This window comes from Bacteroidota bacterium (genome assembly GCA_030706745.1).
In the GTDB taxonomy this organism is placed as follows: domain Bacteria; phylum Bacteroidota; class Ignavibacteria; order Palsa-1295; family Palsa-1295; genus PALSA-1295.
On the sequence record JAUZNX010000004.1, the window covers coordinates 25,055 to 52,037 of the forward strand.

At 53.9% G+C, this 26,983-nt stretch carries 28 protein-coding genes; 12 read left to right on the forward strand and 16 right to left on the reverse strand.

The features are described from left to right. Nucleotides 1-28 precede the first annotated feature (28 nt). Nucleotides 29-2,461, reverse strand: a complete 2,433-nt coding sequence (gene bamA, locus Q8902_06415; GenBank protein ID MDP4199184.1) for an outer membrane protein assembly factor BamA — start codon at nt 2,459-2,461, stop codon at nt 29-31. Nucleotides 2,462-2,801: 340 nt separating this feature from the next. Between bamA and Q8902_06420 the strand changes: the two genes are divergently transcribed. The 5 genes from Q8902_06420 to Q8902_06440 all read left to right on the forward strand — a co-directional run bounded on the left by Q8902_06420 (nt 2,802) and on the right by Q8902_06440 (nt 7,097). Then, nucleotides 2,802-4,196: a pitrilysin family protein gene (locus Q8902_06420; GenBank protein ID MDP4199185.1), complete on the forward strand. Its 1,395-nt coding sequence runs from the start codon at nt 2,802-2,804 to the stop codon at nt 4,194-4,196. Further along, nucleotides 4,193-5,494, forward strand: a complete 1,302-nt coding sequence (locus Q8902_06425; protein ID MDP4199186.1) for an insulinase family protein — start codon at nt 4,193-4,195, stop codon at nt 5,492-5,494. Before Q8902_06420 ends, Q8902_06425 begins: the two co-directional genes overlap by 4 nt. 34 nt (nt 5,495-5,528) lie before the next feature. Continuing rightward, complete coding sequence (locus tag Q8902_06430; GenBank protein ID MDP4199187.1) at nt 5,529-5,771, forward strand: hypothetical protein; 243 nt, start codon at nt 5,529-5,531, stop codon at nt 5,769-5,771. A 26-nt stretch (nt 5,772-5,797) separates the two neighbouring features. Then, a complete protein-coding gene (locus Q8902_06435) occupies nt 5,798-6,295 on the forward strand; it encodes a DUF6252 family protein (GenBank protein MDP4199188.1) in 498 nt (165 codons plus the stop codon). Between the two features lie 79 nt (nt 6,296-6,374). Continuing rightward, nucleotides 6,375-7,097, forward strand: coding sequence for a hypothetical protein (locus Q8902_06440; GenBank protein ID MDP4199189.1), 723 nt, complete (start codon nt 6,375-6,377; stop codon nt 7,095-7,097). On the opposite strand, the gene msrB is transcribed toward Q8902_06440, so the two are convergent. The 4 genes from msrB to Q8902_06460 all read right to left on the reverse strand — a co-directional run bounded on the left by msrB (nt 7,098) and on the right by Q8902_06460 (nt 10,402). Further along, nucleotides 7,098-7,490, reverse strand: coding sequence for a peptide-methionine (R)-S-oxide reductase MsrB (gene msrB, locus Q8902_06445; GenBank protein ID MDP4199190.1), 393 nt, complete (start codon nt 7,488-7,490; stop codon nt 7,098-7,100). 111 nt (nt 7,491-7,601) lie between these two features. Beyond that, a complete protein-coding gene (gene ligD / locus Q8902_06450; GenBank protein ID MDP4199191.1) occupies nt 7,602-8,567 on the reverse strand; it encodes a non-homologous end-joining DNA ligase in 966 nt (321 codons plus the stop codon). An 81-nt stretch (nt 8,568-8,648) separates the two neighbouring features. Continuing rightward, nucleotides 8,649-9,680, reverse strand: a complete 1,032-nt coding sequence (gene ligD / locus Q8902_06455) for a non-homologous end-joining DNA ligase (GenBank protein MDP4199192.1) — start codon at nt 9,678-9,680, stop codon at nt 8,649-8,651. After that, nucleotides 9,677-10,402: a DNA polymerase ligase N-terminal domain-containing protein gene (locus Q8902_06460; GenBank protein ID MDP4199193.1), complete on the reverse strand. Its 726-nt coding sequence runs from the start codon at nt 10,400-10,402 to the stop codon at nt 9,677-9,679. The genes ligD (Q8902_06455) and Q8902_06460 overlap by 4 nt, the downstream gene beginning before the upstream one ends. A 123-nt stretch (nt 10,403-10,525) precedes the next feature. On the opposite strand from Q8902_06460, the gene Q8902_06465 reads away from it, so the two are divergent. Next, complete coding sequence (locus Q8902_06465) at nt 10,526-11,587, forward strand: T9SS type A sorting domain-containing protein (GenBank protein MDP4199194.1); 1,062 nt, start codon at nt 10,526-10,528, stop codon at nt 11,585-11,587. On the opposite strand, the gene Q8902_06470 is transcribed toward Q8902_06465, so the two are convergent. Next, entirely contained in the window at nt 11,577-12,947 is a 1,371-nt protein-coding gene (locus tag Q8902_06470; protein MDP4199195.1) for a hemolysin family protein, read from the reverse strand. The two genes, Q8902_06465 and Q8902_06470, sit on opposite strands and share 11 nt — an antisense overlap. Nucleotides 12,948-13,010: 63 nt before the next feature. Here Q8902_06470 and Q8902_06475 point away from each other — a divergent pair, with 63 nt between their 5' ends. Beyond that, nucleotides 13,011-13,562: an adenylate kinase gene (locus Q8902_06475; protein ID MDP4199196.1), complete on the forward strand. Its 552-nt coding sequence runs from the start codon at nt 13,011-13,013 to the stop codon at nt 13,560-13,562. A 52-nt stretch (nt 13,563-13,614) separates the two neighbouring features. Here the strand turns inward: Q8902_06475 and Q8902_06480 are convergent, their stop codons facing one another. Next, a complete protein-coding gene (locus Q8902_06480; protein ID MDP4199197.1) occupies nt 13,615-14,145 on the reverse strand; it encodes a T9SS type A sorting domain-containing protein in 531 nt (176 codons plus the stop codon). Nucleotides 14,146-14,264: 119 nt separating this feature from the next. Here Q8902_06480 and Q8902_06485 point away from each other — a divergent pair, with 119 nt between their 5' ends. Further along, complete coding sequence (locus tag Q8902_06485) at nt 14,265-14,699, forward strand: NUDIX domain-containing protein (GenBank protein ID MDP4199198.1); 435 nt, start codon at nt 14,265-14,267, stop codon at nt 14,697-14,699. A gap of 70 nt (nt 14,700-14,769) precedes the next feature. Then, nucleotides 14,770-15,009, forward strand: a complete 240-nt coding sequence (locus Q8902_06490) for a hypothetical protein (GenBank protein MDP4199199.1) — start codon at nt 14,770-14,772, stop codon at nt 15,007-15,009. Between the two features lie 77 nt (nt 15,010-15,086). Here Q8902_06490 and Q8902_06495 read toward each other — a convergent pair whose 3' ends face one another. Beyond that, nucleotides 15,087-15,284, reverse strand: a complete 198-nt coding sequence (locus tag Q8902_06495) for a hypothetical protein (GenBank protein MDP4199200.1) — start codon at nt 15,282-15,284, stop codon at nt 15,087-15,089. Nucleotides 15,285-15,342: 58 nt separating this feature from the next. Between Q8902_06495 and Q8902_06500 the strand changes: the two genes are divergently transcribed. Continuing rightward, on the forward strand, nt 15,343-16,827 hold the full coding sequence (locus Q8902_06500; protein ID MDP4199201.1) for a T9SS type A sorting domain-containing protein: 1,485 nt from the start codon (nt 15,343-15,345) through the stop codon (nt 16,825-16,827). Nucleotides 16,828-16,830: 3 nt separating this feature from the next. Here Q8902_06500 and Q8902_06505 read toward each other — a convergent pair whose 3' ends face one another. From Q8902_06505 to Q8902_06535, 7 genes are all read right to left on the reverse strand, one after another. Beyond that, entirely contained in the window at nt 16,831-17,496 is a 666-nt protein-coding gene (locus tag Q8902_06505; protein MDP4199202.1) for a deoxynucleoside kinase, read from the reverse strand. A 3-nt stretch (nt 17,497-17,499) separates the two neighbouring features. Beyond that, complete coding sequence (folK, locus tag Q8902_06510; GenBank protein ID MDP4199203.1) at nt 17,500-18,009, reverse strand: 2-amino-4-hydroxy-6-hydroxymethyldihydropteridine diphosphokinase; 510 nt, start codon at nt 18,007-18,009, stop codon at nt 17,500-17,502. A gap of 3 nt (nt 18,010-18,012) precedes the next feature. Further along, nucleotides 18,013-18,375, reverse strand: coding sequence for a dihydroneopterin aldolase (folB, locus tag Q8902_06515; protein MDP4199204.1), 363 nt, complete (start codon nt 18,373-18,375; stop codon nt 18,013-18,015). Between the two features lie 2 nt (nt 18,376-18,377). Continuing rightward, nucleotides 18,378-19,577, reverse strand: coding sequence for a thiolase family protein (locus tag Q8902_06520; GenBank protein MDP4199205.1), 1,200 nt, complete (start codon nt 19,575-19,577; stop codon nt 18,378-18,380). 272 nt (nt 19,578-19,849) lie between these two features. Then, the gene (locus tag Q8902_06525) at nt 19,850-20,557 is read right to left on the reverse strand and encodes a hypothetical protein (GenBank protein MDP4199206.1); all 708 of its coding nucleotides are present in this window, start codon (nt 20,555-20,557) and stop codon (nt 19,850-19,852) included. 154 nt (nt 20,558-20,711) lie between these two features. Then, the gene (locus Q8902_06530; protein ID MDP4199207.1) at nt 20,712-21,344 is read right to left on the reverse strand and encodes a hypothetical protein; all 633 of its coding nucleotides are present in this window, start codon (nt 21,342-21,344) and stop codon (nt 20,712-20,714) included. Nucleotides 21,345-21,525: 181 nt separating this feature from the next. Then, entirely contained in the window at nt 21,526-22,242 is a 717-nt protein-coding gene (locus tag Q8902_06535) for a hypothetical protein (protein ID MDP4199208.1), read from the reverse strand. A 169-nt stretch (nt 22,243-22,411) separates the two neighbouring features. Between Q8902_06535 and Q8902_06540 the strand changes: the two genes are divergently transcribed. After that, nucleotides 22,412-24,601, forward strand: a complete 2,190-nt coding sequence (locus Q8902_06540; protein MDP4199209.1) for a hypothetical protein — start codon at nt 22,412-22,414, stop codon at nt 24,599-24,601. A gap of 90 nt (nt 24,602-24,691) precedes the next feature. Here the strand turns inward: Q8902_06540 and Q8902_06545 are convergent, their stop codons facing one another. Further along, nucleotides 24,692-25,582, reverse strand: coding sequence for a hypothetical protein (locus Q8902_06545; protein ID MDP4199210.1), 891 nt, complete (start codon nt 25,580-25,582; stop codon nt 24,692-24,694). Nucleotides 25,583-25,826: 244 nt separating this feature from the next. Here Q8902_06545 and Q8902_06550 point away from each other — a divergent pair, with 244 nt between their 5' ends. Further along, entirely contained in the window at nt 25,827-26,981 is a 1,155-nt protein-coding gene (locus Q8902_06550; protein MDP4199211.1) for a hypothetical protein, read from the forward strand. Nucleotides 26,982-26,983 lie beyond the last annotated feature (2 nt).

A 26,983-nucleotide genomic window follows, 5' to 3' on the forward strand; every position in this document is an offset into this window, starting at 1 on the left:
GCTTGAGACCAAAATCCTTCGTACTTGTTTAGAATCCTCTTCCAAACTGGAAGTGAGTATGCCATCCCGCAGGAGCGCCGAATGCAGTTCTGGGATCGAAGCCGTAGCCGAAGTCCAGACCGATCATACCAACGGCTGGTACCTGTACGCGTCCACCAACTCCAATGGCCCGCTTGAGATCGAAGAGATCGGCGTGCGAGAAATCGGCCCAGACGTTGCCCGCCTCTGCAAACGAGAGAAAATAAATCGGGATCGGCTCGAGACTAATAATAAACCGAAGTTCGGCGACATAACGCGAATAGGCTTCGCCGCCCGGCGCATAGATCGATGTGGTGGCCACACCCTTTTGGACGCCAATCGAGGCATCGTCATAGCCCCGAAGCGGAATACTGTAGATGCCGGTGGCCAGTCCGCTACCGCCCATGACGAACAACTCCGTTGGCGGCACAAACGGGGTCGACCCGACGCCGCCTAATTGACCGATGTCCGCGCTCGTCATGAGGACTAACTTGTTCTGTCCGCCGATCGCGAGCATCGGGGTGTAAAACTTCATCGTGAAGTTGTTGCGGAAATAATTCGCCGGCTGATTCGGCGCGATGGAAGTGAGGGGAAGATAGGCGATGCGCGTCAGGAAGGAGAACTCGGAGCCGGAGGTCGGGAAGACCGGGTTGTCGCTCGAGATGCGGGAAATCACTTGCTGGATGCTCGTTTCATCGTGAATACCCGGAATGTAAATGCCGCCGCCATTCGAGATGTTGGAATGCGAGGCCGAGAGTGTCCAGTCGGCGCGGAAGTAATCATCCGGCCATCGGAATCGGCGTCCGAGCGAAAGGGAAGCGCCAGAGCGGTCGGCCACGTATATATATTCTGAGTGCGTCGTATAGACCTGGAAGCCGAGCGATGTTGGCCGTTGGTTCAGCCATGGCTCCGTGAAGTTCAAGGAGAGTGTTCGATATGAAGATGCGCCGATCTCTGCGGAAATCGAGAGCACCTCTCCGCCGCCACCGTGCAGCGGATCGGTGATGTCGAAGTTGTTGAACGATACACCGACCGAACCCGTCAGCCCAAGGGTGCCACCGTAGCCAATGGACGCATTGAACGTGTCACTCGAGCGCTCCTCCACGTTATATGTGACATCGACTTCCGGTGCCTCTGGCTGGAAGTTGACATCCGGAGTGAGTTTCTCCTGATTGAAGTAGTTCAGTTGTGAGAGTTGCCGAAGCGACCGGATAATTGCCGCACGGCTAAACGCATCGCCCGGTCGCGTAAACAGCTCACGCCGGACGACGTAATCCTTTGTCTTCGTATTTCCCTTGATGTCAACATACCGGAAGAAATGCTGCTTGCCTTCGACAACGCGCAGGACTAGATCGATCGAGTCGCCCGGCAAAACCGTTTCCTCTTTCGCAATATTTGCAATGTAGCCACGATCGTAGTATAGCGAGCCGACGTCCGAATAGTCCGGGGTCGGACCGTGCAGATTCATTTCCAGTCGAACGAGATCATAGATGTCACCTTTGTGGAATCCCAAATGCTCCCGGATTTCATCGGGAGTGAAGACATCCGCCCCGATAACGGCGATGTTCCGAACGTGGTATTCATGTCCCTCGCTGACTGTGATCAGGATACTCAGATCGTTATCGCTCGTCGTCGCGCCACTTGCCCAAACCGAGTCGCTGACGATTGCTGCGTCGCGATAGCCTTTGGAGTGGTAGTAATCGATGAGTTTGCGCTTATCATCTTCGTATTTCTTCTCGTCAAATGTGCTGCTCGAGAAAATTCTCCACCACTTCTTCTCTTTGGTGTCTTCCATGGCACTCCGCAGGTCGCTCGAGGAAACATGCTCGTTGCCGACGAAGTCGATGTGCCGGACGACCATTTCCTTGCCTTCGTTGATGACGATGGAAAGATCGACCGTGCCGGAATCCTTTGCCGGAACCTGGGTCATGGTTACCGTGGCAAAATGATAGCCTTGCTTTTCATAAAGGGCCTTCACTCGGTTGCGGGCGCTTTCAACTTCCCAGGGCCGGAGGAAATCACCATCTTTCAATCCCATTGCCTTTTCAAGCTCCGGCGTTTTGATTTCCTTGTTGCCGATAATCGTGTAGGTGCCGAGGTGTGGTAACTCGCGCACGTGAATCGAAAGAAAGAGCCCGATCGTCGAATCGCTCTGGGGCAACTCACGGTCGATCACGATCTCGACATCCGAGAATATCCCCATGGACCACAACTGCTGCGTGGCAGAATGGATAACATCACCAGTAAGGGTGACACGTTCACCTTTATACAATCCGCTTTGGCCGATGATCGTCTGGGCGTCGCCGGTGCGATTGCCCACGATCGAGAGACCGAGAATCGTGTATTGCTGCTCAGGTGCCCCGGGTGCCTGAGCCAATGAAATGCCGGTCGAGAGTAACAGGAAAAGAAGCGCGAAAGCCAGGCGCATGAGTTTTATGAGCATGTGTTGCACCTAAATACGCAGGGCGGGGCTCAGGTTCCACGCAAGAGAAGGCCGATGGGTGTCTGAATCATAATTTTTACGAAATTCCGCATCTACTAGAGACCGCTTTTTGAGCCAATCAAGCTCCACCACGAGCAGATCCCAGGATGTCGAATCTGGTTGCATCCTCCGATTGGATGAACCCACGCGGCTTAAAATATCCAATTACTAAGGTCGGATTATGTGGAAAAGCCTTGATGCCACACGGCACCCGAGGGGAGGCTGACCTGTTTCCCTGCGCGACTTTTCCGAGCGCGACTATGGGGATACCCTGGTTGTGCGAACCAACCTAACGTAAACTATGCGAGAACATACATTCCGCAGATGGGGGGCTGGCGCGTTGCTGACTGCTACGCTACTCCTTCCGCTTGCCGCTCACGCCCAGGATCTTCCGTATTCTAAAAAGACACTTTCGAATGGGCTCGATGTGATCGTCGTCCAAAACCATATGGTACCGCTGGCGACAATCGAATTGGTCGCCCGCAATGGCGGCTTCACGGAACCACCCGAATACAGCGGACTTTCGCACTTGTATGAGCATATGTTCTTCAAGGCGAACAAGACTCATCCTTCGCAGGCGGCCTTCCTGGAAGGCCTCGAAAGTCTCGGCGGCTCCCTGGGAGTCAGCAACGCGCAGACCCATCAGGAGCACGTCAACTACTTCATCGTAATCCCAAAGAAGAATCTGTCCGGTGGTCTCGACTTTATGTCCGCTGCAATTCGGACACCGCTCTTCGATACCGCGGAGATTCGCAAAGAGCGTTATGTGGTGCTTGGCGAATTCGATCGGAATGAGGCCGAGCCCACCTTCAAGCTTCGATATGCAATGGATAGCGCCGTGTGGTCGCCCGCGCTTTTTTCTCGAAAGGAACAACTTGGACTTCGACCGACGATCCTCTCGGCAACGCCCGAAATGATGCGGACGATCGAACACCGCTTTTATATTCCCAACAACATGGCGCTGGTTGTTGCCGGCGATGTGAACCCGGAAGAAGTATTCAAGCAGGCGGAGAAGTATTTCGGACCAAAGCTGTGGCCAGCAGGTCCGCCACCGTTTCCGACCTATAATCCGCCACCATTTCCTCCGATCACCAAGCAACTGGTGGTTCGTGAGGCGCCGAACCTACCCTATACTTATATCAATTTCGTGTGGCACGGCCCGAGCCTCGGTAAGGACAATGAAGATACCTACGCGGCGGACGTCTTTCACACGATCATCAATCAAGCCAACAGCCGCTTCCAGAAGGATCTGGTCGATAAGCGATTGGCGTATCAAGTTCAAAGCGGTTATTTCTCTCAGAAGAACGTCGGGCCGATCGAGATCAACGCGTACGTGCCTATTCCTGCTACCAAAAAGGCGATCAGTGCTATCGAGGATGAGATCGCTGCCTGGAACGGTCAGACTTATTTTACTGACGATGAGTTGACAACCGCCAAGCGGATTCTCGAAGGTGACAGACTCTACGAGACGGAATCAGCCAGCGAGTTTGCCACCAGTTCGCTCCCGCTCTGGTGGGCATCGGCTGGTCTCGACTATTACGTCCACTACATCGAGAATGTAAAGCGCGTGACACGCGCGGACATCCAGCGGTATCTCGATCGATGGATCAAAGGCAAGAACTATGTGCTTGGAGTCGCTACAAATCAAACATCGCTCGATAAATTGAATCTTAAGGCCGAGGAGGTATTACGATGAAACGGACACTCATAGTTTTTAGCGCGATTTTGCTTGCCGCAACTCTGCATGCCCAGACGCCAAATGACGTGCAGGATTTTCACAGCCACGGCATTCACGTGATCCTTCGCTCGTCCAAAGCGAATCAGGTTGTCAGCGCTGTGCTTGGCATTCAAGGGGGACTGGCCTACGGCGAAACCGATAATCCAGCCATTTCTGGCTTGACGGCGGCTGTGCTTACTGAAAGTGGCAGCGATAAATATCCCAAGGAAGCCTACCGAGATTCGCTTGCGCGGCTTTCGACTACAATCGCAGGCTCCGGCGATTTGTATCATATGGGCTTCACGTTGCAGACCATCCGGCCAAATTTCAAATCGGCCTGGAGCATTTTCAACGATCTCTTGCTCCATCCGCACTTTGACACCCTCGAATCCTCCAAGATCACCGAGCAGACGATCAAGTCGATCCAATCTCGGGAGACGGAACCTGAGGCCTATTCCATGTTCCTCGCGGATAGTCTCTGGTGGGGAGCCTCCAAGCTCAACCATGCTGCCAGTGTATCGGATGTCGAGAAGGTCTCCATTCCTGATTATCGGGCCTATCGCGACCATCAGTTCGAGCGTTCGCGCATGCTGCTCGTCGTGGTCGGTAACGTTACCCGTGCAGAACTTGAATCACAATTGGCGGCGCTCGAGACATTGCCGCAGGGTAGCTTCGGCTGGCCAAAAGTCGAACACATCACACCGGTCACCGGCACATTCCGGTTCATCCCAAAGCCACCCGAATTCCCAACGACGTACCTCGAGATGCGTGCGCCTTCAGCAAACGTGCTGGATAAGGATTGGTGGGCTGAGCGCATTTTGTACGAAATTCTCGATAAGCGGCTCTTCGATGAAGTCCGCACGAAGCGAAATCTGGCCTATTCGCCAGAAATATACGCGAATGGCAATTTCTCCAATTTCAGTACGCGTATCGCGCTTCAATCCGTGTTGCCGGATAGCGCTGCGCACGTCGTATTCGATGAAATTCGGAAGACCCAAACCACGCTTGTCCCGCATGATGAGCTCGAACACTCGAAGGAAGGCCGCATAACAACTTATTTCTTTGCGACGCAGAAGAATCTTCGTCAGGCCCAGGCGCTCTATAGCGATCAGGTAGAATTCGGCGACTGGCGCCTGTTCTTCCAAATTGTGCCGAATACGGAAAAGGTAACTGCCGCCGAAGTCAAGAGTGCCGCGCAGAAATATTTGCATGGTCTCTCCTTTACGCTGATGGGGCCAGAAGGCAAATCTTCCCAGGGAGTGTATAAGTTCGAATAGGAATTGGCATTTGCCTTGCTCTTTGCGATGCGTCATGAAAGACCCTATCGTTGAAGAGATCCTGCGCAAAGAAATCCAGCGCGAACAGTTGTTGCATGATATCGCGCACGCCAACAAATATGACTTTCCGGCCAAGCGGGCGCCGATCGTGCACCGCCATCCCACGCCGGCGAGAGTCCCGGCCACGCGCTACCATCCATCGGTAGCGCGTGCTGAACTGGAATCTGCCCGCCAGCCCTGGAATCGCAGTGGTGGCGGCGCGGTTCGCAATGCTTGATATCCAAATTACATATAAATATCACAATGAAGATCGCCGCTATTCTTGCTATCGTTTTTATCGTTGGTTGCAAAGCTTCGACCAGTCCGAATGGGACGACCTCAACCGAAGGAAGCATGACCGCAACCGTTAATGGGTCGGCATGGTCAACGATTGGTTTGCCCGGGGCGCAAACCGCCCGCGCGACACGCGACACCAGCAGCGGCACCGTGACCGTGACAGGTCTCAACGCGAATCTCGAGAACCTGACGAACCCATCGAGCATCACGCTCATTCTGCTTCGTCCAAGTGTCGGTACCGTCACGCTCGGCACGACCGGAAACGAAGGCATCTTCGCCTACGGGACCGTGCCCAAGGATGGCTATATTTCGACATCGGGCTCGGTTTCGATCACGAAATTCGACACCGTAAATAGACTCATCAGCGGCAATTTCAATTTTACCGGGACTCAGATCTTGGACACGATCAGCAAATCCGTGACGGTGACGAATGGCTCGTTCCTCGATGTAGAGTGGTCGAAATAGGGCCAGCGGCGCTGCAATGGTCGCCTGAAACTATTAGTCCTGTTCCCCGTTGGCTTTATCCAAGCTATTCTTGATCTTTATGAAGCAATCCGTTCTAAAGTCATTCGTTTCCGCCGTACTCTTTTCAATCGCTGTTGCGGGATGCTCCTCGAGCACGACGTCGCAGCCGCCAACGCAGGTAACGCCCGGCAAGGCTAGCACTTTTACAACAACGGAAACCGATACCGCTTCGGGTGGCGGGACCTCGCAGAGGTCCACGCGTGACTCTGTGCTTGCAACCGGCCTGACCGTTGGTGCGAAGACCAACGTGATGAAGTCCGTCACCATGGATGCTACGGGGCATTCGGGGCCTCTGGATACATCCTACACCGTCTATGAGGCGAATGGTGATGTGAGCACGATGGGCCCTCAGACGCTTTCGCTGAGCGCGGAGTTTCCGGGTTTTACCTGGCTGACGCTCACGGTAGCCTCGCAAAAGACTGACACGCTGGTGACGAAGGATTCCACTATCACGATCGCTGGCTTCCCGGTCACAGCGCACTTTGCCTTGATCTCGATGGGCGCGGGGACTGGATCGGCCACTATCAAGGGAAAGACGTTCTCGACGGAGAGCGCAACAGTGCTGCTTACTGCCTCTGCGCCCGGTCTCGGACCTTACGCCTTGCGGAAATCAACCATCACGTTTGCACCGGGGCTTGGATGGGCTGTGAGTCAGGATAGTCCTGCACTCGCTCCTGTCTTTGGTCTTGCTCTTCAGCCTACCGGTTTCCACGTGCAACTGACGGACTACACGGAGTTCTGATCACTTCTTCTCGAAGTCGAGCGACGCCGAGTTGATGCAATAGCGCAATCCCGTCGGGTTCGGACCGTCATCGAAGACGTGGCCTAAGTGCGCGCCGCAATTCGAGCACGTCACCTCGGTGCGCTGCATGCCAAGCGATCGATCAGTATGCTCTTCGATATTTTCCGCTACTTCGGGTGCGGAGAAGCTTGGCCAGCCGCAGCCCGCATCGAATTTCGTCTCGCTCGAAAAGAGTGGAGCGCCGCACGCGCCACATTTGTAAACGCCTTCTTCCCAGAACGTCTCATATTTCCCTGTAAACGGTCGCTCCGTTCCCTTCTCCCGCATAACACGATATTGTTCCGGAGTCAACTCGCGACGCCATTCCTCTTCGGTCTTCTTGATTTTCGGCATGACTATTATTGAAGTCGTGATCGATCAAGACAAAGGCTCTTATTTCACGAAAGATGCCACACCCTGTTTCATTGATTGTGTGATATGATATTGCAGACTAATAGCCTGCAATTATTTTGCCTTCTTCATTGCCGCTGTCAAGCTTTGCCGCTTAGTGAGTACTTCGGAATATAGATCGCCCTTTTTCTTCAGCCGGGCGGGCATGTTCTGCATTGTGAATTGCTCGATGGAGAGCTTCTTCGTGATCTCACTCCAGGTAATCGGCGCAGAAACGGGCGCCCCAGGCTTTTCGCGAACGGCATAGGCGGCAGCGAGAGATTTACCTTCGATGTTCTGCAGGTAATCGACATAAACTTCGGTCGATTTCCGGTCGGCCGTCATACGGCGGACCGTCGCATCTTTTGGATTCCGTTCGGCCACGATTGTCGCGAGCTTCTTCGCAAACGGGACAATCTGTTTATAGGTGTATTGCGGCTTGATCGGAACATAGATGTGAATGCCGGACGAACCCGATGTCTTTGGATAACCTGTCAGTCCAAATTCTTCGAGCACGGCCTTCACCTCCCGCGCCACAACTTTGACTTGTTCGAACGTTGCGTTGTCACCTGGATCGAGATCGAACGCAAAATAATCGGGCATTGAGATCGATTGAACGCGCGAAAACCAGGGATTTTGCGTGATTGTACCAAGATTCACAATGTAGAGTAGTGCCGCGAGATTATTCGCAACCGGATTATGCACGAGCTTCCCCGTGCTTTCGCGCGTTTCGAAGATTTCGACGAATTCCGGCGCATTTTCCAGGTTGTGCTGGTAAAACATCTGTCCCGTAATCCCATTCGGATAGCGCTTCAGGATGAGCGGACGATCCTTCAGATACGGCAGAATCGTTTTCGAGATCAGATAATAATACTTGAGCAAGTCAAATTTCGTATAGCCTTCATTCGGCCAGTAAACCTTGTTGAGATTGGTAAGTGGGACATCAACGCCATCGACAGAAATCGTCACATCACCGCGTTGACTCTTCTCTGCGAAGAACTCCGTGTCCGAAACAGAGTCAGTCTTATTCGTTTTTGACATCGACTTCATATTGTAGTGGCGCGGTTTCCGCGCCTGTTGTATTGACGTTGACTCGATCCCGAAGGCGGGGAAACCCCGCCACTACACATGCTGCGCCTGTTCGAACGTGCATTCGCTTGCTTTCTTGTCAAACCGGAGTCCCTCGAAGACGGGATGCCGAAAGCTACCTTCACCAGTGCGTTCTGAGAACTTCACTTCACACACCAATTTGGGTTTCAGCCACTGAATGTCCTCGATGCGGCCGCGCCATCGCGAACTCTTCCTGAATTCTCGATCGAATGGTGCTTTGTCAATCCTGAATGGCTGCATCGCGTCATAGATCTCTTTCAGTCGTGCACGATCGAAACCCGTGCCGACTTTGCCGACGGAGACCAATTGCTTGCCATCATAGAGTCCCAGGTGTAACGCGCCGAAATACTCTCGGCTGCCCTGCGGCTTTGTATAGCCGACGATGATCGCCTCCTGTCGCATCGTCGTCTTGATCTTCAGCCATTCTCGGCTTCGGCGTTGTTCGTAATGACTTGCGCCGTTCTTGGCCATGATACCTTCGAGATGCTTACGCTCGGCGGCATGAAAGCGCTTCAGGCCGTCTCCCAAAGTGTGTGGCGCAACCTGGAAGATCGTTCGTTCCTGGACGATCTTCGTCAGCAAAGTCTTGCGATCCAATAGTGTCGCACCCATGATGTCATATCCATCCAGATATAGGAGATCGAACACATAGAGTACGATCTTTTGCGTCTTGCTCAGCCGTTCGATCTCATCTATGTTCTTCAGTCCGAACCGCGCCTGCAATTCCTGGAAGCTTGCATGGCCGTGTTTGTTGAGCACGATGATTTCGCCATCGAGAATTGCCTCCTTAGCCGCAATCCACTTCGGCATCTCTGAAAGCTCGGGATAGCGAATCGTCATCTCTTTCTGATTGCGCGAAAACAACCTCACTTTGCCATTCAGAATAAAGCAGAGCGTTCGGATGCCGTCGTACTTGTCTTCGAACATCCAGCCGGCCCGATCGAATGGCGCATCCACCAGGACAGCCTTCATCGGCTCGATCCATTGTGGCCTGGCGGCCTTGCGCGCCCCCGCAGTCTTGGCGATCGCTGTACCCTTGATCATCTTGCATGCGGCTTCGTAACAGTGGCCTTTAGGCCACGGGGCTGCTTCCGGTCACGTGTGCTCTTCACGGAGGGCCTTGATGTACTACGCGCACGAGGCTTAGAGGCCGCGGCTGCACTCTTCGTCTTAGACTTTTCGACCAACCGTTCGAGCGCATGTTCACCAATATCGGCGTTCTTCTTTTTGCCAGGTGCCTGAGTACGCGAGCCATAGTGCAGGATAGGGTCCAATTCCCAATTCGGATCTGCATACTCGTCCTTATGCTTGAAGAGCAGCCAGTTATTCTCGCCGCGGCCCTTCATTTCAACCATATGGAATTCACCCTTGAGCTTTTTGCCCATCAGAATAAACGTGAGTTTGCCCTCCTTGATCTGTTCTTCGACTGGAGTATCACCGACCGGTTCATAGGTCCCCTTATCCCATATGCGAACTTCGCCAGCGCCGTACTCGCCTTCCGGTATGGTGCCTTCGAACGAGCCATACTCGATCGGATGGTCCTCGACCATCACAGCAAGGTGCTTGTCATTCGGATTCATGGAAGGACCCTTCGGCACAGCCCATGATTTCAGGACGCCCTCCATCTCCATCCGGAAATCGAAGTGTAGCTGTGTCGCGTGATGCTCGTGGATGAGAAATCGGCGTTTATTCGAAGCTTGTTTTTTGCCCTTTGGCTCCGAAGTCTTCGCGAAATTTCGCTTTTTATGGTAGAGATTCAGTGGCATGGTAAAGAATGATGAAACGAGAGTCCATTCTACGTGCCAAGTGCCTCCAAACTTCAATCCCGGAAATTGAGTAACTTTGCAGCGACGGTACGTCATTTCTCACAGTCAATTTCTCTTACGATCATGAAAAGAATCATCACAATTCTCATCCTTGCATCGCTTTCATCGGCGGTGAGGGCACAAATCACCATTTCCGAAGCCGACTTTCTCTCGCTCGGGACACGGGGAGGGACCGACTTCAGCTCTACGGATACGACCGGCGTACGCGCGCTCGAAAATCTGAGCGGAGTGGCCGCGACCTGGGATTTCGGCGGACGAGCATACACGCAAAGCGAAACCGCCGGGACCGACTTGCTACCATACCCCAGCGGTGCTGCCCTGGCCAACGATCCTGACTTCACTTCCGCGACGAATGTCATCAAGCTCGTTGCTTCCGATGGGACGATCACCTGGGACTTTCTCAAGCTCGATGCGACGGGTCTTTGGATCCTTGGCGCAAGTCAGGATAGTCTCGGAAATCAATCCAAGGTTCTGGCATATCAGCCTCCGCTGCAACAGTTTGCCTTTCCACTGACCTACGGCACGACGTGGCAATCTTCTTCATCGGTCGTGAGTCCTATGCTTCCACCCGGTGCAACGATAACGCAATCCAGCCACGCTCGCGTCGATGGATACGGTACCCTTATTGCCGGAGGAGTCAGCAGTCAAACCCTCCGTCTGCGGGAGAAGGACATCATGTCCACATCCGCGAGTTTCGGTGGGTTCACGTTTACCCAAACGGACACGACCTACAATTTCAGTTGGATCACGAAGGGCGCATATAGTGCCAGCATCTCCGCCGATTCAGCGTTGCGACCACAGGGCGTGAGCTATTCCGTGGCCAGCGCCAATTCTGCGGTGAACCAAGGCGCGGTATTGGATGATCCGCTGACGCTCCGCCTATCCATCAATCCTGCGTCGAACACGGAAACGCAGTTGTCCTATTCAATGAAGGACGCTGGCCCGGTCGAGGTAGCGCTCATGGATTATCTCGGGCGGAACGTGCGAATGGTGGTGGATGGCTGGGCGCAGGCTGGCCAGAACATCATACCGATCGATCCGAAGACGCTTGAGCCCGGCACGTACTTTATTCACCTCATGGCCAATGGAATGAACGCCACGCAAAAGCTGGTGATTACGAGATAGTAGGAGAAGCGTCGATCGAAGGCACAGGAAGCTGCTCGATCTTGATTTGTTCGAGCTTGTGCCGCACTTTGCGGGTCACGGTGAAACGCAATCCGTTCACCGTGATCGCATCACCGATCGCGGGGATGCGACCGGCATGCTTCTGTACGTAACCGGAAATGGTCTGGTAATCGCCACTCTCTTCGAGCGTCGGGAGCCGGGAATCGAATTGCTGGTTGAATTCCGCGACGGTCATTGTGGGATCGATATAGATCGCACCATCTTTCTCGATTACATCGGGTGCTTCACTGGTGTCGGACTCGTCCCGAATTTCGCCGACGAGTTCTTCCAGAATATCTTCGAGTGTGACAATTCCCTCGACGCCACCGTGTTCGCTGGCGACAACACCCATGTGGACGCGACGCTTTTGAAACTCGAGCAGAAGTTGTGAAATCGGTTGCGTTTCACTTACGAATAGAGCCGGTCGGATGGACCGTTCCAGAAGCGCGCGAAAGTCCTTATCGGCTTCGTGGCTTGGCACGCTCAGCCGTTCAAGCTGTCCGATGACCGGGAACAGGTCCTTGACGTGCAACACGCCAACGATGTGGTCGAAGGAATCGCGAAAGACTGGCAAACGCGAATAGCCTTCATCCTCGATCACTCGCAAAATCTGGCGCGGCTCCATGTCGAGATCGATGGCGACAACTTCCGAACGATGGACCATGATCTCTCGCACGGTTTTCTCGCCAAACTCGAAGAGCGATTCCATGATCGTTGATTCTTCGCGTTCCACAACTCCACGCCGGGCCGATTCGAGGAAAACATTCCGCAACTCTTCGCGCGTGTGTCCGCCTTCTTCGGAAGCTTTTGGCAAACCAAATAAGTTGAGAACGGCATCGACCATTTTGTTGAGTCCCCAAATCAGAGGGAAGAAGATCCGATAGTATATTACCAGTGGCCGCGCTGCCACGAGCGCCACTTCCACCTCATAATTGATTGCCAGCACCTTCGCGATCTGCTCGCCGAAGACGATGTGGATCGAGGTCAGTATAAGGAAACCAAGGCCAAAGCTGACGGAGTGGAGCACCCCAGGAGAAATATTAAAGAGCGCGAAGAATGGTTCAATCAGTAGTGACATAAGCGGCTCGCCAATCCAGCCGAGGGCGAGGCTCGCGAGTGTAATACCGACTTGTGTCGCCGAAAGAAAGCTGTCGATATGATCGCGCACATGTTTCGCAGCGTGGGCGCGTCTATCGCCCAGCGCAAGCAGATCCTCGAGCTGAGATGTGCGCAGCTTCACCGCGGAATACTCCGCCATTACGAAGAAGCCATTCAGAAAAACCAGAATGAGAACAAGGAATATTTCAGCAAGCGTGGTCATAGAAGTACCGGCAATTTACGAAATATTTCAGCTCTGGGAATTATGAATGCTCAATGATGAATTATGCTCGCTCGAATGGACGATTATGATACGCTCCAAAAAGTCTGTGTGATTGGCTCGTCAGCCAGCGGAAAGACGACCTTTGCGCGGGCGCTTGCCGCCCGAATAGGCTGCGAGCACATCGAGCTCGACGCATTGTACCACGATCCGAACTGGACGGCCGTGCCGTGGGACGTGTTTCGCGAGCGGGCCCAGGCACGACTCGCTAGCGAGCGATGGGTCTGCGATGGGTACTACGACAATCAGGCCGGACACTTCGATCGTGCCGATCTGATCGTCTGGCTTGACTATCCATTCCGCATTGTGCTTTCGCGCGTGTTGCGCCGGACCGTGCGGCGGGTGTTCATCCACGAGGAATTGTGGAACGGCAATCGCGAAACGCTCCGGAAGACGTTTTCCCGAGAGAGTATCGTCGTGTGGGTCTTCCAGACGTATTGGAAACGGCGGCGCCAGATTCCAATGCGATTGAGCCTCTGCGGTACGCCGGTCGTTCGGTTTCGGCATCCCCGCGAGGCAAGCGCCTGGATGCGACAAATAAAAAGCCCCTCGAATTGAGGGGCTTGTAAAGGATGAATTCATCCTTCTCTCTTCGAAATAACCTCGGTAATCATTTCAGGAGCACCATGCGCTTGGAGGCGGTAAAGGTACCGGCATCCATGCGGTAAATGTATGTCCCTGAGGGTAGATTGTCCGCGTCGCTGAATTCGATCGAGTATGTACCCGGATCCTTGACTTCATCCACTAACGCCGAGTGCACTTCTTCGCCCAGGAGGTTCATGACACGAATTGTTACCTTCGTGCGCTCCGGAACGGAGAATTTAATCGTCGTTGACGGGTTGAATGGATTCGGATAGTTCTGCTCGAGCGCGAAACCCTCGGCGTTTGCGTCATAGTTGATCTTCACGCCACCAGTGGGCCGGAATGTATACCAGAACCCCTGATAGTTTGTGAAGACGCCTGACTGCGCAATCCCGATAACCGCCTGGCCGATCGTACCATCTACTGCGTACGTGCCATTCGACATCGGGGTCGCACCCGCCGCGATTACGCTTCTCACGATTTGATAATTCTGAGCACGAACGGTAAAGCTCGTCCCCAAAAATACCAATCCTGCGATGACTAATGCGCGAATGTTCATGTTAGATTGATCCCTTCGATTGTTTTCGTCGAGAGAGAGTTCACATAATGATACAAGAAATCCTATGGAAAGCTTCCCGAATTCTGGATTAATTATTAATGCTGAATCATTCAAATTAAGTGCCCCATAGAAAGAATATGCTTCCGCGCGTGATTTCGGCAGGTGGCGTCGTAATAAACCGGAATGGCGAGATTCTTTTTTGCCATCCGACCAGCGCCCGGTGGACTCAATGGTCCATGCCGAAGGGGTTGGTCGAGCCGGACGAACCGATCGAGAAGGCCGCGTTGCGGGAAGTCCTCGAGGAATCCGGATGGAAGTGCCGGATCATCAAACGGCTGGAAACCGAGACTGAGTACCGCACTGCTCGCGATGGCCGAAGCGTGATGAAGACGCTCGTCCTCTTCCTCATGAAGCCGATCGCCAAGACTTCAGAGCCCGACGACGAACACGATTCATTCCGTTGGGTCCCGTTTGAGAAGGTGGAAAAATACGCCTCGGCACGGGAGCTTCCGCTCATTCTTGAAGCCATCGAGATTTTTCGTATTCAAAGGTGATTGAAACCTTTCGCAAGCAGAGTGGCGTCTTATGACGTAACTTTGCAGGTCGTAATTTTTTGGAATGTCAATGAATAAGACACTACTCGCTATTTTCTGCCTCCTGCTGCTGCCGCTTGCTTCATGCGCCGACAAGATGACCGATCGCCATAGTGAAATGGTCGGTGGCGGTCAAGGCGTAACCAATATCCACGAAGTGACTCCTGCGAATTCCGACGGCATGGGAAAACCAATTGCCGGCGGCAAGATCAATACGACTCCAGACTCAATGTGGAATCAGGCCTCGCCGCTCGAAGCGAAGCCGTTCTAAGTGTGACGCGTAGTTGGCAGCGCGTATCGCATGGGAACGCCAGCAGGCTGCGCGTTACGCATCGCGCGCGTTACGATTTACAGGTCCTTAAACTCGGCATCCTTCATGCCGGAGCGATCTATCTTTGGAGTTTCCTTTTTTTGGCGGTGGAACCACCGTTCTTGCGATCGCTCCCGTTCGCGTTCGTCATAGCCGCGACGAAACGGCGCGGCAATCCGCTTGACCACCATGTAGAAGAGGTATGCGAAGAAGAGAAATTCAATAAGCCGCGCCACGAAGCACCGAACACCAGAACGCGCCAATGAAATTCAGTTGGACCGCGTTCCAATTCAAATGAAGCGACTCCTTGCGCTCGTATTAATTCTCGCGGCAACTCAGGCCTCCGCCCAATTCGTGAAGCAAAAGCTGATAGTCCCACCTCGTTTCCTTCCACTCTACGATTCGAGCAGGACTATCATGCTTCCCGCTGAATATCAAATTCAGGTATTCTACGCAGGCAGCCCATTCGTTCGCCCACGCTTCATGGCGATGGGTCCAAATAATACAATCTACATTGCCGATCTCACGCCCGGTCGCATTTACGCCATCGAGGATACCAACCGTGATGGCGTGGCCGACACAGCGCGGTTGGCCTCGATGGTCGTGGACTCCGCGCATAGCCTGGCTTTCCACGACAACGCGTTGTACGTCGCTATCCCCGACGGGGTGAGAAAATTTCGTGATACGGACCACGATGGTTTTTACGAAACCGAGGATCCATTTATCTCCGGTATCGGAGCTACGGGCGTGTACAATCACTTTACTCGCACAGTTCTATTCGATACTCTCTCGCGTTGCGTGTATCTTGGCGTCGGCGCTTCATGCAACGCTTGCCGAGAATCTGACACCGAGCGAGCAGCGATTCTCCGATTCAATCTGGATGGTTCTGGCAAGAGCATTTACGCCTCAGGTTTGCGGAATCCACTCGGCTTGGCGATCAATCCCGTCAATAGTAAACTTTGGTGCGCGAATGCCGATCGCGATGGGCTCTCGGACAGCACACCACCGGAAATTATCACCTCTGTCACACCCAGTGGATTCTATGGCTGGCCGTTTGCGTATGGGACAGGACAGTGGGATAATTTTCAGGCGCGTCCTGAGTATACCGCGATGCTTCCGATCACAGCCTCCGATAGCGCAAGGGTTGCCTCGATGACAGTCGGCGACCTCCAACTGGTCGCACATTGCACTCCAATGGCGATCATGTTTTACCGCGATCCCCGCATCTACATCAAACCTCCACCACAAACTGCGCTCGTCGCGATTCACGGCTCCTCACCCGGCGGCAGGTCTATTGCGGTAGGATACAAAGTTATTCAGCTTACATTCGATGATGCAGGACGCCTCGATAGTACATCCGATTTCCTGACCGGCTTCCTCACCGATTCGATCAACTACAAATTCTGGGGCCGGCCGTGTGGCTTAGTGCAGGATTCTGCAGGCGACATCTATCTTTCCAGCGATCTCGGTATTCCGGCTATTTACAGAATTTGCCTTCGTAACTCCAGCTCGGTCGGCTCGCCAAAGCCATTGCCCGCATCGATCTCGGTTTATCCTAATCCCGCGAGTGACTTGATCTCCGTATCGCTGCCATCAAACTTGGTCGACGCGCATTCTCGACTTCAGTTGCTCGATGCGCTCGGCCGAACGATCAGACAGATCCAATTTGATCGGTCGCCGATCTCGATCGATGTCCATGACATCGCGAACGGACAATGTTTTCTTCGGGTCGTTGGTGGTGAGTCCAGTATTACGTGCCCGATCGTGATTGCGAAGTAATCCTCACAACGAAAAGAACTTCTCGTCAACGACCGAAATATATTCCACCGGTGGATGTGGATCGCGGTAGATCGCATCAATCACAAGATCGACGTGCTCGGGATTGTGGGCAAAATCCATGCGGTTCGAATCGACGACGATAAGTCGCGTTGCCCGATAGTGATAGAAGAAGTGGTTGTAGGCCTCCACGACACTGTGCAGATACTCGCGTGAGATTTGTTTTTCGAAATCCCGGCCACGCTTCTGAATATTCTCAAGTAGCGACGGAACGCCGGCCTGCAAATAGATGACAACATCCGGCAATGGGATTTCGCGATTCAGCGTCTGCTCGATCTCCTCATAAAGCTTTAGCTCATCATCCGAAAGATTGATCGAAGCAAAGATCCGGTCCTTTGCAAAAATGTAGTCGCTCGTCCACCGCTCGACGAATAAGTCGGGCTGAAGTAGTTCGCGCTGCTGCCGGTAGCGCGAGAGCAAGAAGAAGATTTGCGTTTGAAACGCGAGCCGTTTCGGGTCTTCGTAGAAGTTTGATAAAAACGGGTTCTCCTCGAATCGCTCGAGCACCGGCTGTGCATCGATGCGCGCGGCAATCGCCTTGGCAAGCGTGGTCTTGCCGGCTCCAATGGCCCCTTCGACCGCGATATACCGCGGTGCGTTTTCCTCAGTCATTCCTTAGGCGAGTGCGATGTCTGTCTTGTGAATACCGGAGCAGTCAACGTCCTTCAGTAATTCCCAAATCGTTCTATGCAACACAGGATGCACAAAATTAACATCCAAATCGGCGAGCGGCGCAAGAACGAACGCGCGATGCGAAATCTCCGGATGTGGAATCATGAGATCCGCACTGTTCAAAATCAGATCTTCATAGAACAAAATATCGAAGTCGATCTCGCGTTCGTGCCATCGCGGGCGATCTTTGCGACCGATCTTGTGCTCGAAACTCTTCAGCTTCGCAAGCAACTCGAGCGGACCTTCCTGCGTCAACAATTCCACAACGGCATTCAGGTACATCGGCTGCAAATGTTCACCGATAGGCTCCGTCTCATATACCGGACTGATCTTCGCAACCTCGCCCGCACTTCTTAGCAGTGCGACCGCCGACTCAATATGCTCTGATCTCGGCTCGATGTTCGAACCAAGACCAATGAAGACCCGTGCGAGTTCGATTCCTTCATCCCTCATCCCTCAGCCTTCATCCTTCTTCAGGCGGTGGCATTCTACCTCAACACTATCGAGCACACCGCCAATCGCCGCACCAGGTTTGCGAACTCGAACGATTACCTCCTCGGCGGGAAAATCCGAAAGCAATCGCCTTGCGATCACATCCGCAAGCGATTCAATCAAGCGATGTTTCGTCGAACTGAGCTCCTCGACCGTTCGCTGTAGCTTCACATAATCGACCGTATCGGCCAGATCATCACTTTTCGCCGCTTGCTCCAGATCGGCTCGCAACTCCACATCGATCTCGAAACGCCCGCCATGCTCGCGCTCGTGCGCGTGCGCGCCGTGATAACCGTAGACCTGAATGTTCTTGAGGCGAATCCACATAACTAATCTCGCTCGAAAACGGCCGCGATGCCTTGTCCCACACCGATGCACATCGTCGCCACGCCACGACGGAGCTTCTTGCGGCGCATCTCATACAGCAACGTGCCGACCAACCGGCCACCGCTTGCACCAAGTGGATGCCCGATCGCGATCGCGCCGCCGTTCGGGTTCACCTTTGCCGCGTCAAGACCCAAATCGCGAATCACCGGCAAGCTCTGCGCGGCGAATGCCTCGTTCAGCTCGAAGAGATCGATGTCTTTCACATCCAACTTCGCTCTCGTGAGTGCCTTCCGTGTCGCGTAAATCGGACCCAGCCCCATGCAGCGCGGCGAAAGACCCTCGACGCCACTCGACACATAACGCCCGAGCGGCTCGATGCCGAGTCGCTTAATGACCGCTTCACTGACGACGACGACGGCGCTCGCGCCATCATTCAGGCTGCTCGAATTCCCAGCCGTGACCGATCCGCCTTTGCGGAAGGCGGGCTTGAGTGTCGCGAGCTTTTCGATTGTGGTATCGGCACGCGGCTGCTCGTCTTGTGTAACGAGGGTCGAGCTTTTTCGCGTCACAACTTCGACGGGCACCAACTCCTCGGCATAGTCGCCGCGCTCCTGCGCCGCTACTGCCCGTTGATGCGATTCAAAGGCAAATGCATCCTGATCTTCACGCGAGACTTTCCACTGCTCTGCAACATTCTCGGCGGTCTCGCCCATGGATTCGAGCGGGAACATCGCCTCCATCTTCTGATTCGGATAGCGCCAGCCAAGCGCCGTATCGTATGCAGGGATGTTGCCAAAGACTGCACCGCCCGTGACATTTTTCGGCAGCGAGTACGGCGCGCGCGTCATGCTCTCGACGCCACCGGCCACGATGATATCCGCTTCGCCGGCGCGGATTGCCCGCGCGGCCTGAATCACCGCGTCCATCGAGGATCCACACAAACGGTTGAGCGTCACGGCCGGCACCCGCTCCGGAAAACCCGCGAGCAACGCGCCCATGCGGGCGACGTTCCGGTTATCCTCGCCGGCCTGATTCGCGCAGCCGAACATCACGTCATCGATCTCCGCGGCATCGATTCCGGCGCGCCGGACGGCCTCCTTCATCACCAAAGCGGCCATATCGTCCGGACGGACATCCTTCAGCGCACCCCCATATTTTCCAAACGGTGTCCGGCAAGCGGAGAGAATAAAAGCTTCTGACATCAAATTCTTTCTTATTGCTACTTATGACTTGAAGAATTGAGTTTGTTTTTCATAAAACTCATTCACCGGGAAAGAAAAACTCGGTCCATTTGAATATTTGAGTCTAATATTCATAATGGCACCATTTTCTTGAAAACTTCGAAACCCGTGTTCCCGAAAATTCAAAAATCTTTAGAATGCGGCACGAGAACATCCGGCGTACCCTGCCCGTGCCGAAGAGCAGCCATCGCTTCGGAATTGTGAAAAAGGTGTGACTTCGTTGCCAGCGCGGACTACTGTGTTGACTCGGCATTCGTCACAAGAGGTTGCGTCGACAACCCAAATTTCGCAACCGCCGCAGCATCCGACTTTTGCACAACAGTGCCGAGCAATGAGGCAGCTGAAGCAATGTCGTCGACGGTCAGACTTCGCTTCTCACCTATTCTGAATTGAGACGCCGGTACCGCTTCCAAATACCGCTCATCAACGATACAACGGTTATGAGCAACAATGTTACGGCAGGCTATTAACTCGACAATAGCGGCAAGGTCTTCTGGTTCAACTTCAATCGGAATGCCCCTCTCATTGCACCAATCGCGAACGCTCCCGAAGCCTTCGTACGACAAGGATGATACTTTTCGCTCAACGATAGCTTGAACCAATTCATCGATGCTACTAAATTGCAGCAAGTCATCGACTGTAAGCGTCTCCTTTCGCGTGCGTAAGATTGAAGGAGTACTACGTAGAATTTCCCGAATGAGATCGACGAGATATTTTTGGAAGTTGTCAATCTGTCGGCCAAGAAACATCTCTAACAAAGCTTGGCTGTTCTTCCTCAGAAACAGTGTTCTGTGACCGGGTTGAGATGTAGCAAGCTCGCTTGGCGTCATGTTCTTGTCATACTCCACACCATCCAGGGCGCGCCGGGCGGTGAAGGTAACAAAGTCACTTCGTAAAACGGTATCAATAAGAAAATGAAAGAATGAGTGATCGGCCAGCATGGCCGCGTGGTAGTCGAAGCACGCTAATGTGACTTCTATGACTGCTTCTGATGGAAGAGGATCGGATAGTTCGGCCATTTCTTTTTGGCAAAGATGCTTCGGGACGAACCTTTGAAGGTTCGCTCGTCTGCACTAGTTGATCGGATCGACATTCTTAGGAGAACATGCTCGTAAACTTGTCCTTGTCTTGAAAGTAGATGTTGAATCCATATTTGCTGTGAGCACCAGAAATAAGGTTGACGAGTTGGCTAGCCGCCTCATGCGCCATATTGCGACACGACATCTTCCCCCTTCTCTTCTTTTCGTTCTTGACGTATAGTTCGGCAAGCTTGCTCATGAAGACCATGTCAATGGCGCTCCCATCAAGCCAGTCGACACTTTCTCGATAGCCTGCGACCCAAACTAGATTCGTGCCAGAGTTATTTAGCAAGAACTTGGCGGTGGCTACGTTCCCGGTGAGGCATGTGCCAAGGAACAACCCGTTGAGTTGTGCTCCGGAGTTAGCATCTTTGATGAGATTGCGAAACTCTGCACGGCTGACCGAGTTGTTGGCCGTCGGGCCGATATTGTTCTCGTCGCCGTGACTTGCGAGATAAATAATTTCCGTAGTCTTGTCCTGTGCTCTCGTGTGCAGGACAGTGTTGAGCGAGGTTTTGTCTGCGAACATGTCGTAGAAAAATGCTGATGGGTTCCCATAGTGGATGGCCGCCACGGATTCAAACAGGTTGCGGACGCTGTGGTTACCTGTGCTCCACCAGCGCGATTCGACTATTGCAATTGGTCCCATGCGGTTATGGATAAAGTGTGGAAGCGTCTAACGAGCAGTCAGCTAGCATGCGCCGTAGTCACCTTCAGCCCGGGTCTGAAGGAGTGACTGATGTCCAAAGGGTTAGTTCGTCACGTCCAAATCAGTTCAGGGCATGGTTGGTTCACTTCTTTGAAGGCAATCGTCCTCCAAAGACCAACTGTCAACCTAAGTGTCCGAGTTGTCGCCCTTCGTTAACGAAGGCTTCGAGCTTCTGGTGAAGCTCCTGACAAAACTCTCCGACGGGCTTTTGCTTCCAAACAGACCGAAAGACATCCTCGAAGCTCTGCACGGGCGTTACTTCGATCGGGGTGTTGCCTCGAAAATCAATGTCAAAAACAAGTTTCAGTCGCTCTTTTTCTGTCGTGTAAGTCTCAATGGCATTCTGTAGCTCAGCAACATTCGAAGCCGTAAAGGTTTGCGAGCCAGAGCATTCAAAACCTAAGCATCTCGCCACGTACACTTCACCCACTCTCTCGATCTTGTGCTCCATTTCTCGGTCGCAGCAGCTGCAGTACACACTCTGCTCAATACTCCCGTCTCCTCGCGTAACGTACATTGCAGTGTCAGATCCTTTCACTACATACATGCCGGCTGATACCGTCATCCGGTGATTCCGTAAGGTCGTGAGTGGTTGCTCGTGGGTGTCCTCGTCTCGCAGGTCTCTAGCGTATTGAAGATGCCTGTCCTTCATCTGTTTTTGAAACCAAGTTTGTCCCTTTCCGCCCTTCGTTTCTGCTTCGGCATATTGTAGGATTGAGCGTGAAGAGAACAGAAATGCGCGCAACTCATAGTGGAAGGCATCTCTGTCTTCCCTTCGTTGCTCCATCTGCATGAGGTGATACTTTGCTTCGCTTAGCTTCTCTTGGTATTTGTCCATCGGTTACTCCGCAAGTTATGACCATATTGCTGATGAAGAAATTCCCGATGCAGCTCCCGTTTGGCCCAATAATTGTTACGCGGGCGAGTCCAAGTTGGGGCTTGCATTTGAGTACAAGTCTTCTTATATTTGTGCTTGCCAGTTTTGTCTTAATCTAATTTAGTTTGCCATGAACATATACAAACAGCTTGCATTCCTGTTATTGCGAGCCCTGGGAGGCGTCTTGCTTCCGGCGCTCATTGCTTCTACATCTACCGCGCAGCAAGTAATCTCCTATCAGGGGACAGTGACCAACAGTGGCGCGCCTTTGACAGGACCGCACACCATTGTGCTGTCCATTTACTCCACCGCAACTGGCGGTACTGCATTACACACCGAGACACAGAGCGTCACGTTCACCAACGGACTTTTCAACGTCCTGCTCGGCTCAGACCACGCGAACCCGCTACCAATGTTCGATGCGGGTGATGTGAGCGGGACCGTCCGTCCCGCCGCCGACTATTTTCTCGGCATTTCGATCGATGCCGGCGCCGAACTGACACCGCGTGCAAAGCTTGGCGCTGCCGCAACGGCATGGAGCAGCCGCGTTGCCGATTCCGCTCGGACAGCCGGCATGGCGCTCACGTTGGATCCGGGAGCCGGCGGAGTTGTGCGCTCCCTCAATAGCCTATCGGGTGTGGTAACACTTGCCGGAGCAGGAGGGACAACGATTACCAATACCGGCCAGACGATTACCATCAGTTCCTCCGGCAGTGGCGGAACAGGAATTCTCGGAGTTCAGAATATCGACGGGACGATCAACGTTATCGGACCCACGGGTCCGACTGCGACGATCAGCCTTGCGGATGGTGCTGTTTCATCTGCCAAGATTCAATCCGGTGCTGTAACTACGGCCAAGATCGCGGCGGGTGCAGTGACCAATGCTGTTGTCGGTTCGGGCTCGGCCACGAACGGTCAAGTGCTTACGGCGAACGGAACTGGCGGTGCGACGTGGGTCACGCCCGGCGCGTTGTCGTTGCCTTACTCGAACTCACTTTCATCGAACTCGACATTGTTTGCGCTCACTAATTCGGGGTCCGGTATGGCGATCAGCGGCGCGGCATCCGCGGCGGCAACGGCTGGAGTGAATGGCAGCACATCGAGCGCGACCGGCGTTGGTGTGATGGGCATTACTTCGGATGGGAGCGGTGTCGGCATTATGACAAACACCGGTGTCTTCGGGGCCTCTTCGACCGCGCGAGGGGTGGCGGGTTTGACCAACTCGGGTTATGGCGTTGAGGGAGCAGTTGCGAGTACTGGTGTGGGAATCTACGGCACGGCCGGTGCCGGTGCAGTAACGGCGCGTGCCGGACTGTTCGAGATCACCAACTCCGCCTCAACGGCAAACGCGGTTGAAGTCAATACTCCAGGGACAGGCAGTGCCATCAAAGCAGTTGCGAGTTCAACGAGTAGCACAAGTCCGGCGATTCTCGGGCAGACCGCCTCGACCGGAGCTGCATCTGGTATTCAGGGCGAACTGACTTCCTCTACTCCGTCCCTGGTTGCTGCTGGTGTCTATGGCGTCAACGATGGCAGTAACGGCAGTGGCATCGGTGTTTATGGACACTGCTTGGCCAACGGTATCGGCGTGTATGGCCGAACGGAGACGGGAGGCATTGCCATCGAAGGAGTCACGAATGGAAATGGTGACGCCATTTACGGCGAAGGAGACGGTACCGGCAATGGTGTGCATGGACTTGGCTGGCAGGGTGGCACAGGAGTCCTTGCCGAAGCCAACTCCACGGGCACTGCATGCAATGCATTCATTGCCAACATGATGGGTTCGACAACCTCGACAGTTGGAGCAAACAACTGTGCGATTTTCGAATCTGCCGGCACCCATGTCGCGCGTATCGACCGGACCGGCAAGGGCTTCTTCAACGGCGGTACGCAAACCGGCGGTGCTGACGTGGCGGAGGAATTCGATGTGCCGGGCGATCGCTCGAGCTACTCGCCGGGCGATGTTCTTGTGATATCGCAGACCGGCACGCGCGAAGTCGAAAAATCATCAAAGGCATACTCGCGCCTCGTCGCGGGCGTCTATGCTACAAAGCCCGGCGTGATTCTCACGAATGTGATGATGGATGGCGACCACTCTGCCAAAGTGCCGTTGGGCGTGATCGGTGTCATACCGACGAAAGTGACATTGGAGAACGGCCCGATTTCAGCGGGGGACCTGCTGGTAACATCGTCAACGCCAGGTCATGCGATGAAAGCTGACCTGAGCAAATTGCAGATCGGTCAGGCGCTTGGTAAGGCGCTCGGGAATTTCTCAGGGCCTGGTACCGGAGTGATCGAAGTATTAGTAGGAAAGTACTAACAACACCGCGAGAGAGAGTTTAAAAGGGGCCGAACGTGGATGATCGCTCATCCGCGTTCGGCCCCATCGCTTATCAGTTTTGCCTGGTCCTTAGCCAATGTGATCATCTCGAAGCCAGATTCCTTTGCGCACATCGATCGTAATGGTATCGACGGTGCCATTGGCGCTGGTCCGCGTGATCGTCAGCGTGGCGGTGCCGTCCCCATGGAAGACGATTGCGGTCTGACGTTCAAAGCTCCTGCCATTGAAGTTCGTGACTTTGAAATCGCTCGATGCATTACCGAGCAAATATGCGACGGTGTCGTCGTTGTCACGGTCAAGTCCCTTGACAAGAACATCATTGGTGAAGTCGACAGTGAACAGATGCGACATGGTTGAGCCGTTCTTGAGCCGGGTGCGATCGCCAAACCGTGTTAGCGAGCCATTGAGTGTCGCGGAGTCTGGGTGCGCCACGAGTCCCGAAATTGTCCAACTACCGCGCGAGGAGTCGTCTGTCGAAATTCGCGGGTTTGTCAAGCTGTGCTGTCCGTATGAGGTAATGACGATCTTGTCGGTCTGTCCCTTGATGAATCGCGGCATCGTATCGCCGTTCACATCGAGGTATGCCCAGGTGTGCGTCCATGTGCCCGAGTAGCTGACCTTTCCGTTCGAGCGAGTGCGCGTGACGGTCACGGTGTGAAGAGTGCTATCGCTTAGCGGCACTTGACCCTTGATGATGGCTCCGTCGATTCTTCCGCCCTCAGCGAGTGTGAGGGCATCGAGAAAGACCATTCCGGCCCCTCCGGACTCGGTGCCGACGGCTGCTGCGGTCATATCGGCAGCAGTCTCGGAGTTCGCGGCCTGCACCGATGCCGGCTGCGCAGCTTCTGCATTGTTGGTCGTAGGCGCGCTTGGTTGTGCGCAACTGGCCAGCCCGATCGCGAGCGCCCCCGCCATCGTAAACAGGAGCTTCTTCCAGGTGTGATCGAAGGTATTATTCATGGCAATCTAAGAATATGGATGTAAAATTGTGATGCTGCAGGCCTTGCGTTTGGATACCGCTGGTTGCCCGTCGCTATGGTTCGAGCACATCCAGACAGGAAAGTTTAAGGGAGGGCGGATTACTTCTTATTCAGCTTGCCGGGCATGAAACTATTTTCAGCAATTGCGGTTCGTCATTGAACTTCAGACACCGTCACCAGTCTGGTTAGTTTGCCAAACAGTCCACTTTTTCCATTCGATTGATATGAAACACATTGCCATCGTTTTACTCTGTGTCTCGCCGATTATTCTGGCGAGTTGTAATCAGTCTCCGGCGCCCACGAGCGCCAATCAAACACCGATACCGAACGTGATTGCGCCGGCGGCGAGTTATCACGCCGACTGGTCCAATCAGCCGGCATTCATTCAGGCGGCCCTCGCGGTGCAGGATCAGCACACGCCCGACCTGATGGCTATTCCCGGCGTGATTGGGACCGGCACCGGTCTCGATCTGACCAATCCAGGCCAGGCGGCGATTCTTGTATTCACCGAACATCCCGGTGTCGCGGGTATTCCGGCATTTGTAGGTGGCGTGAAGACGCGCGTCGAAATGATCGGGACCGTCTCAGCATTTTCTGGGTATACTGGTACGTATCGCACGCCATGCCCGGCCGGCGTGAGTGTTGGCGATAACGATGAGTGCGCATCAGGCTCGATCGGCGCGCTCGTTACGACGAGTCGGCTGACAAGCTCTGGTAGCTATTCCGGTACCTACGAGGCGAGCGGTTCGAGCAAAGACGTGCTGAACGTTTACGGCTACAGCTATGCACCGAGTAGTTTTAGCGATGGCACGCCCAAGTTCATGCTAAGCTGCAATCACGTCTTTGCCAACGAGAATTCGGCAACCAGCGCTGACCAGATGGATCAGCCCGGACGCTATGATGTGAGTTGCGGTACTTCCGGCGCGATCGGAAAGCTCTATGCATGGAATTACATCGACAGCCGTCACAACAATTACTACGATGCCGCGCTCGCCGAGTGCAATCCGGGCCTTTCCGGCGGATGGAATCCGCAAATGTCACCGGATAACTGGTACACGCCGACGACGACCGTCGTCTCGCCGAGTGCGGGACTTTCGGTCAAGAAAGTAGGCCGTACGACTGGCTATACCACGGGTTCCATCGCCGGCATCAACGTGACGATCACCGTTTCGTATACGCATTTCAAGGCCAAGTTTGTCGATCAGATTTACGTAAGTGGCCAGTTCATTCAGGCCGGAGACTCGGGCTCGATGATGGTCGATGCTAACGGTAATCCCGTCGGACTGAACTTTGCCGGATCGAGCACCAGTTCGTTCGCAAACCGGATGGACCACATCGCGCAGGACTTCGGTCTTGGCTTCGTGACTTCCGGATTCTAATC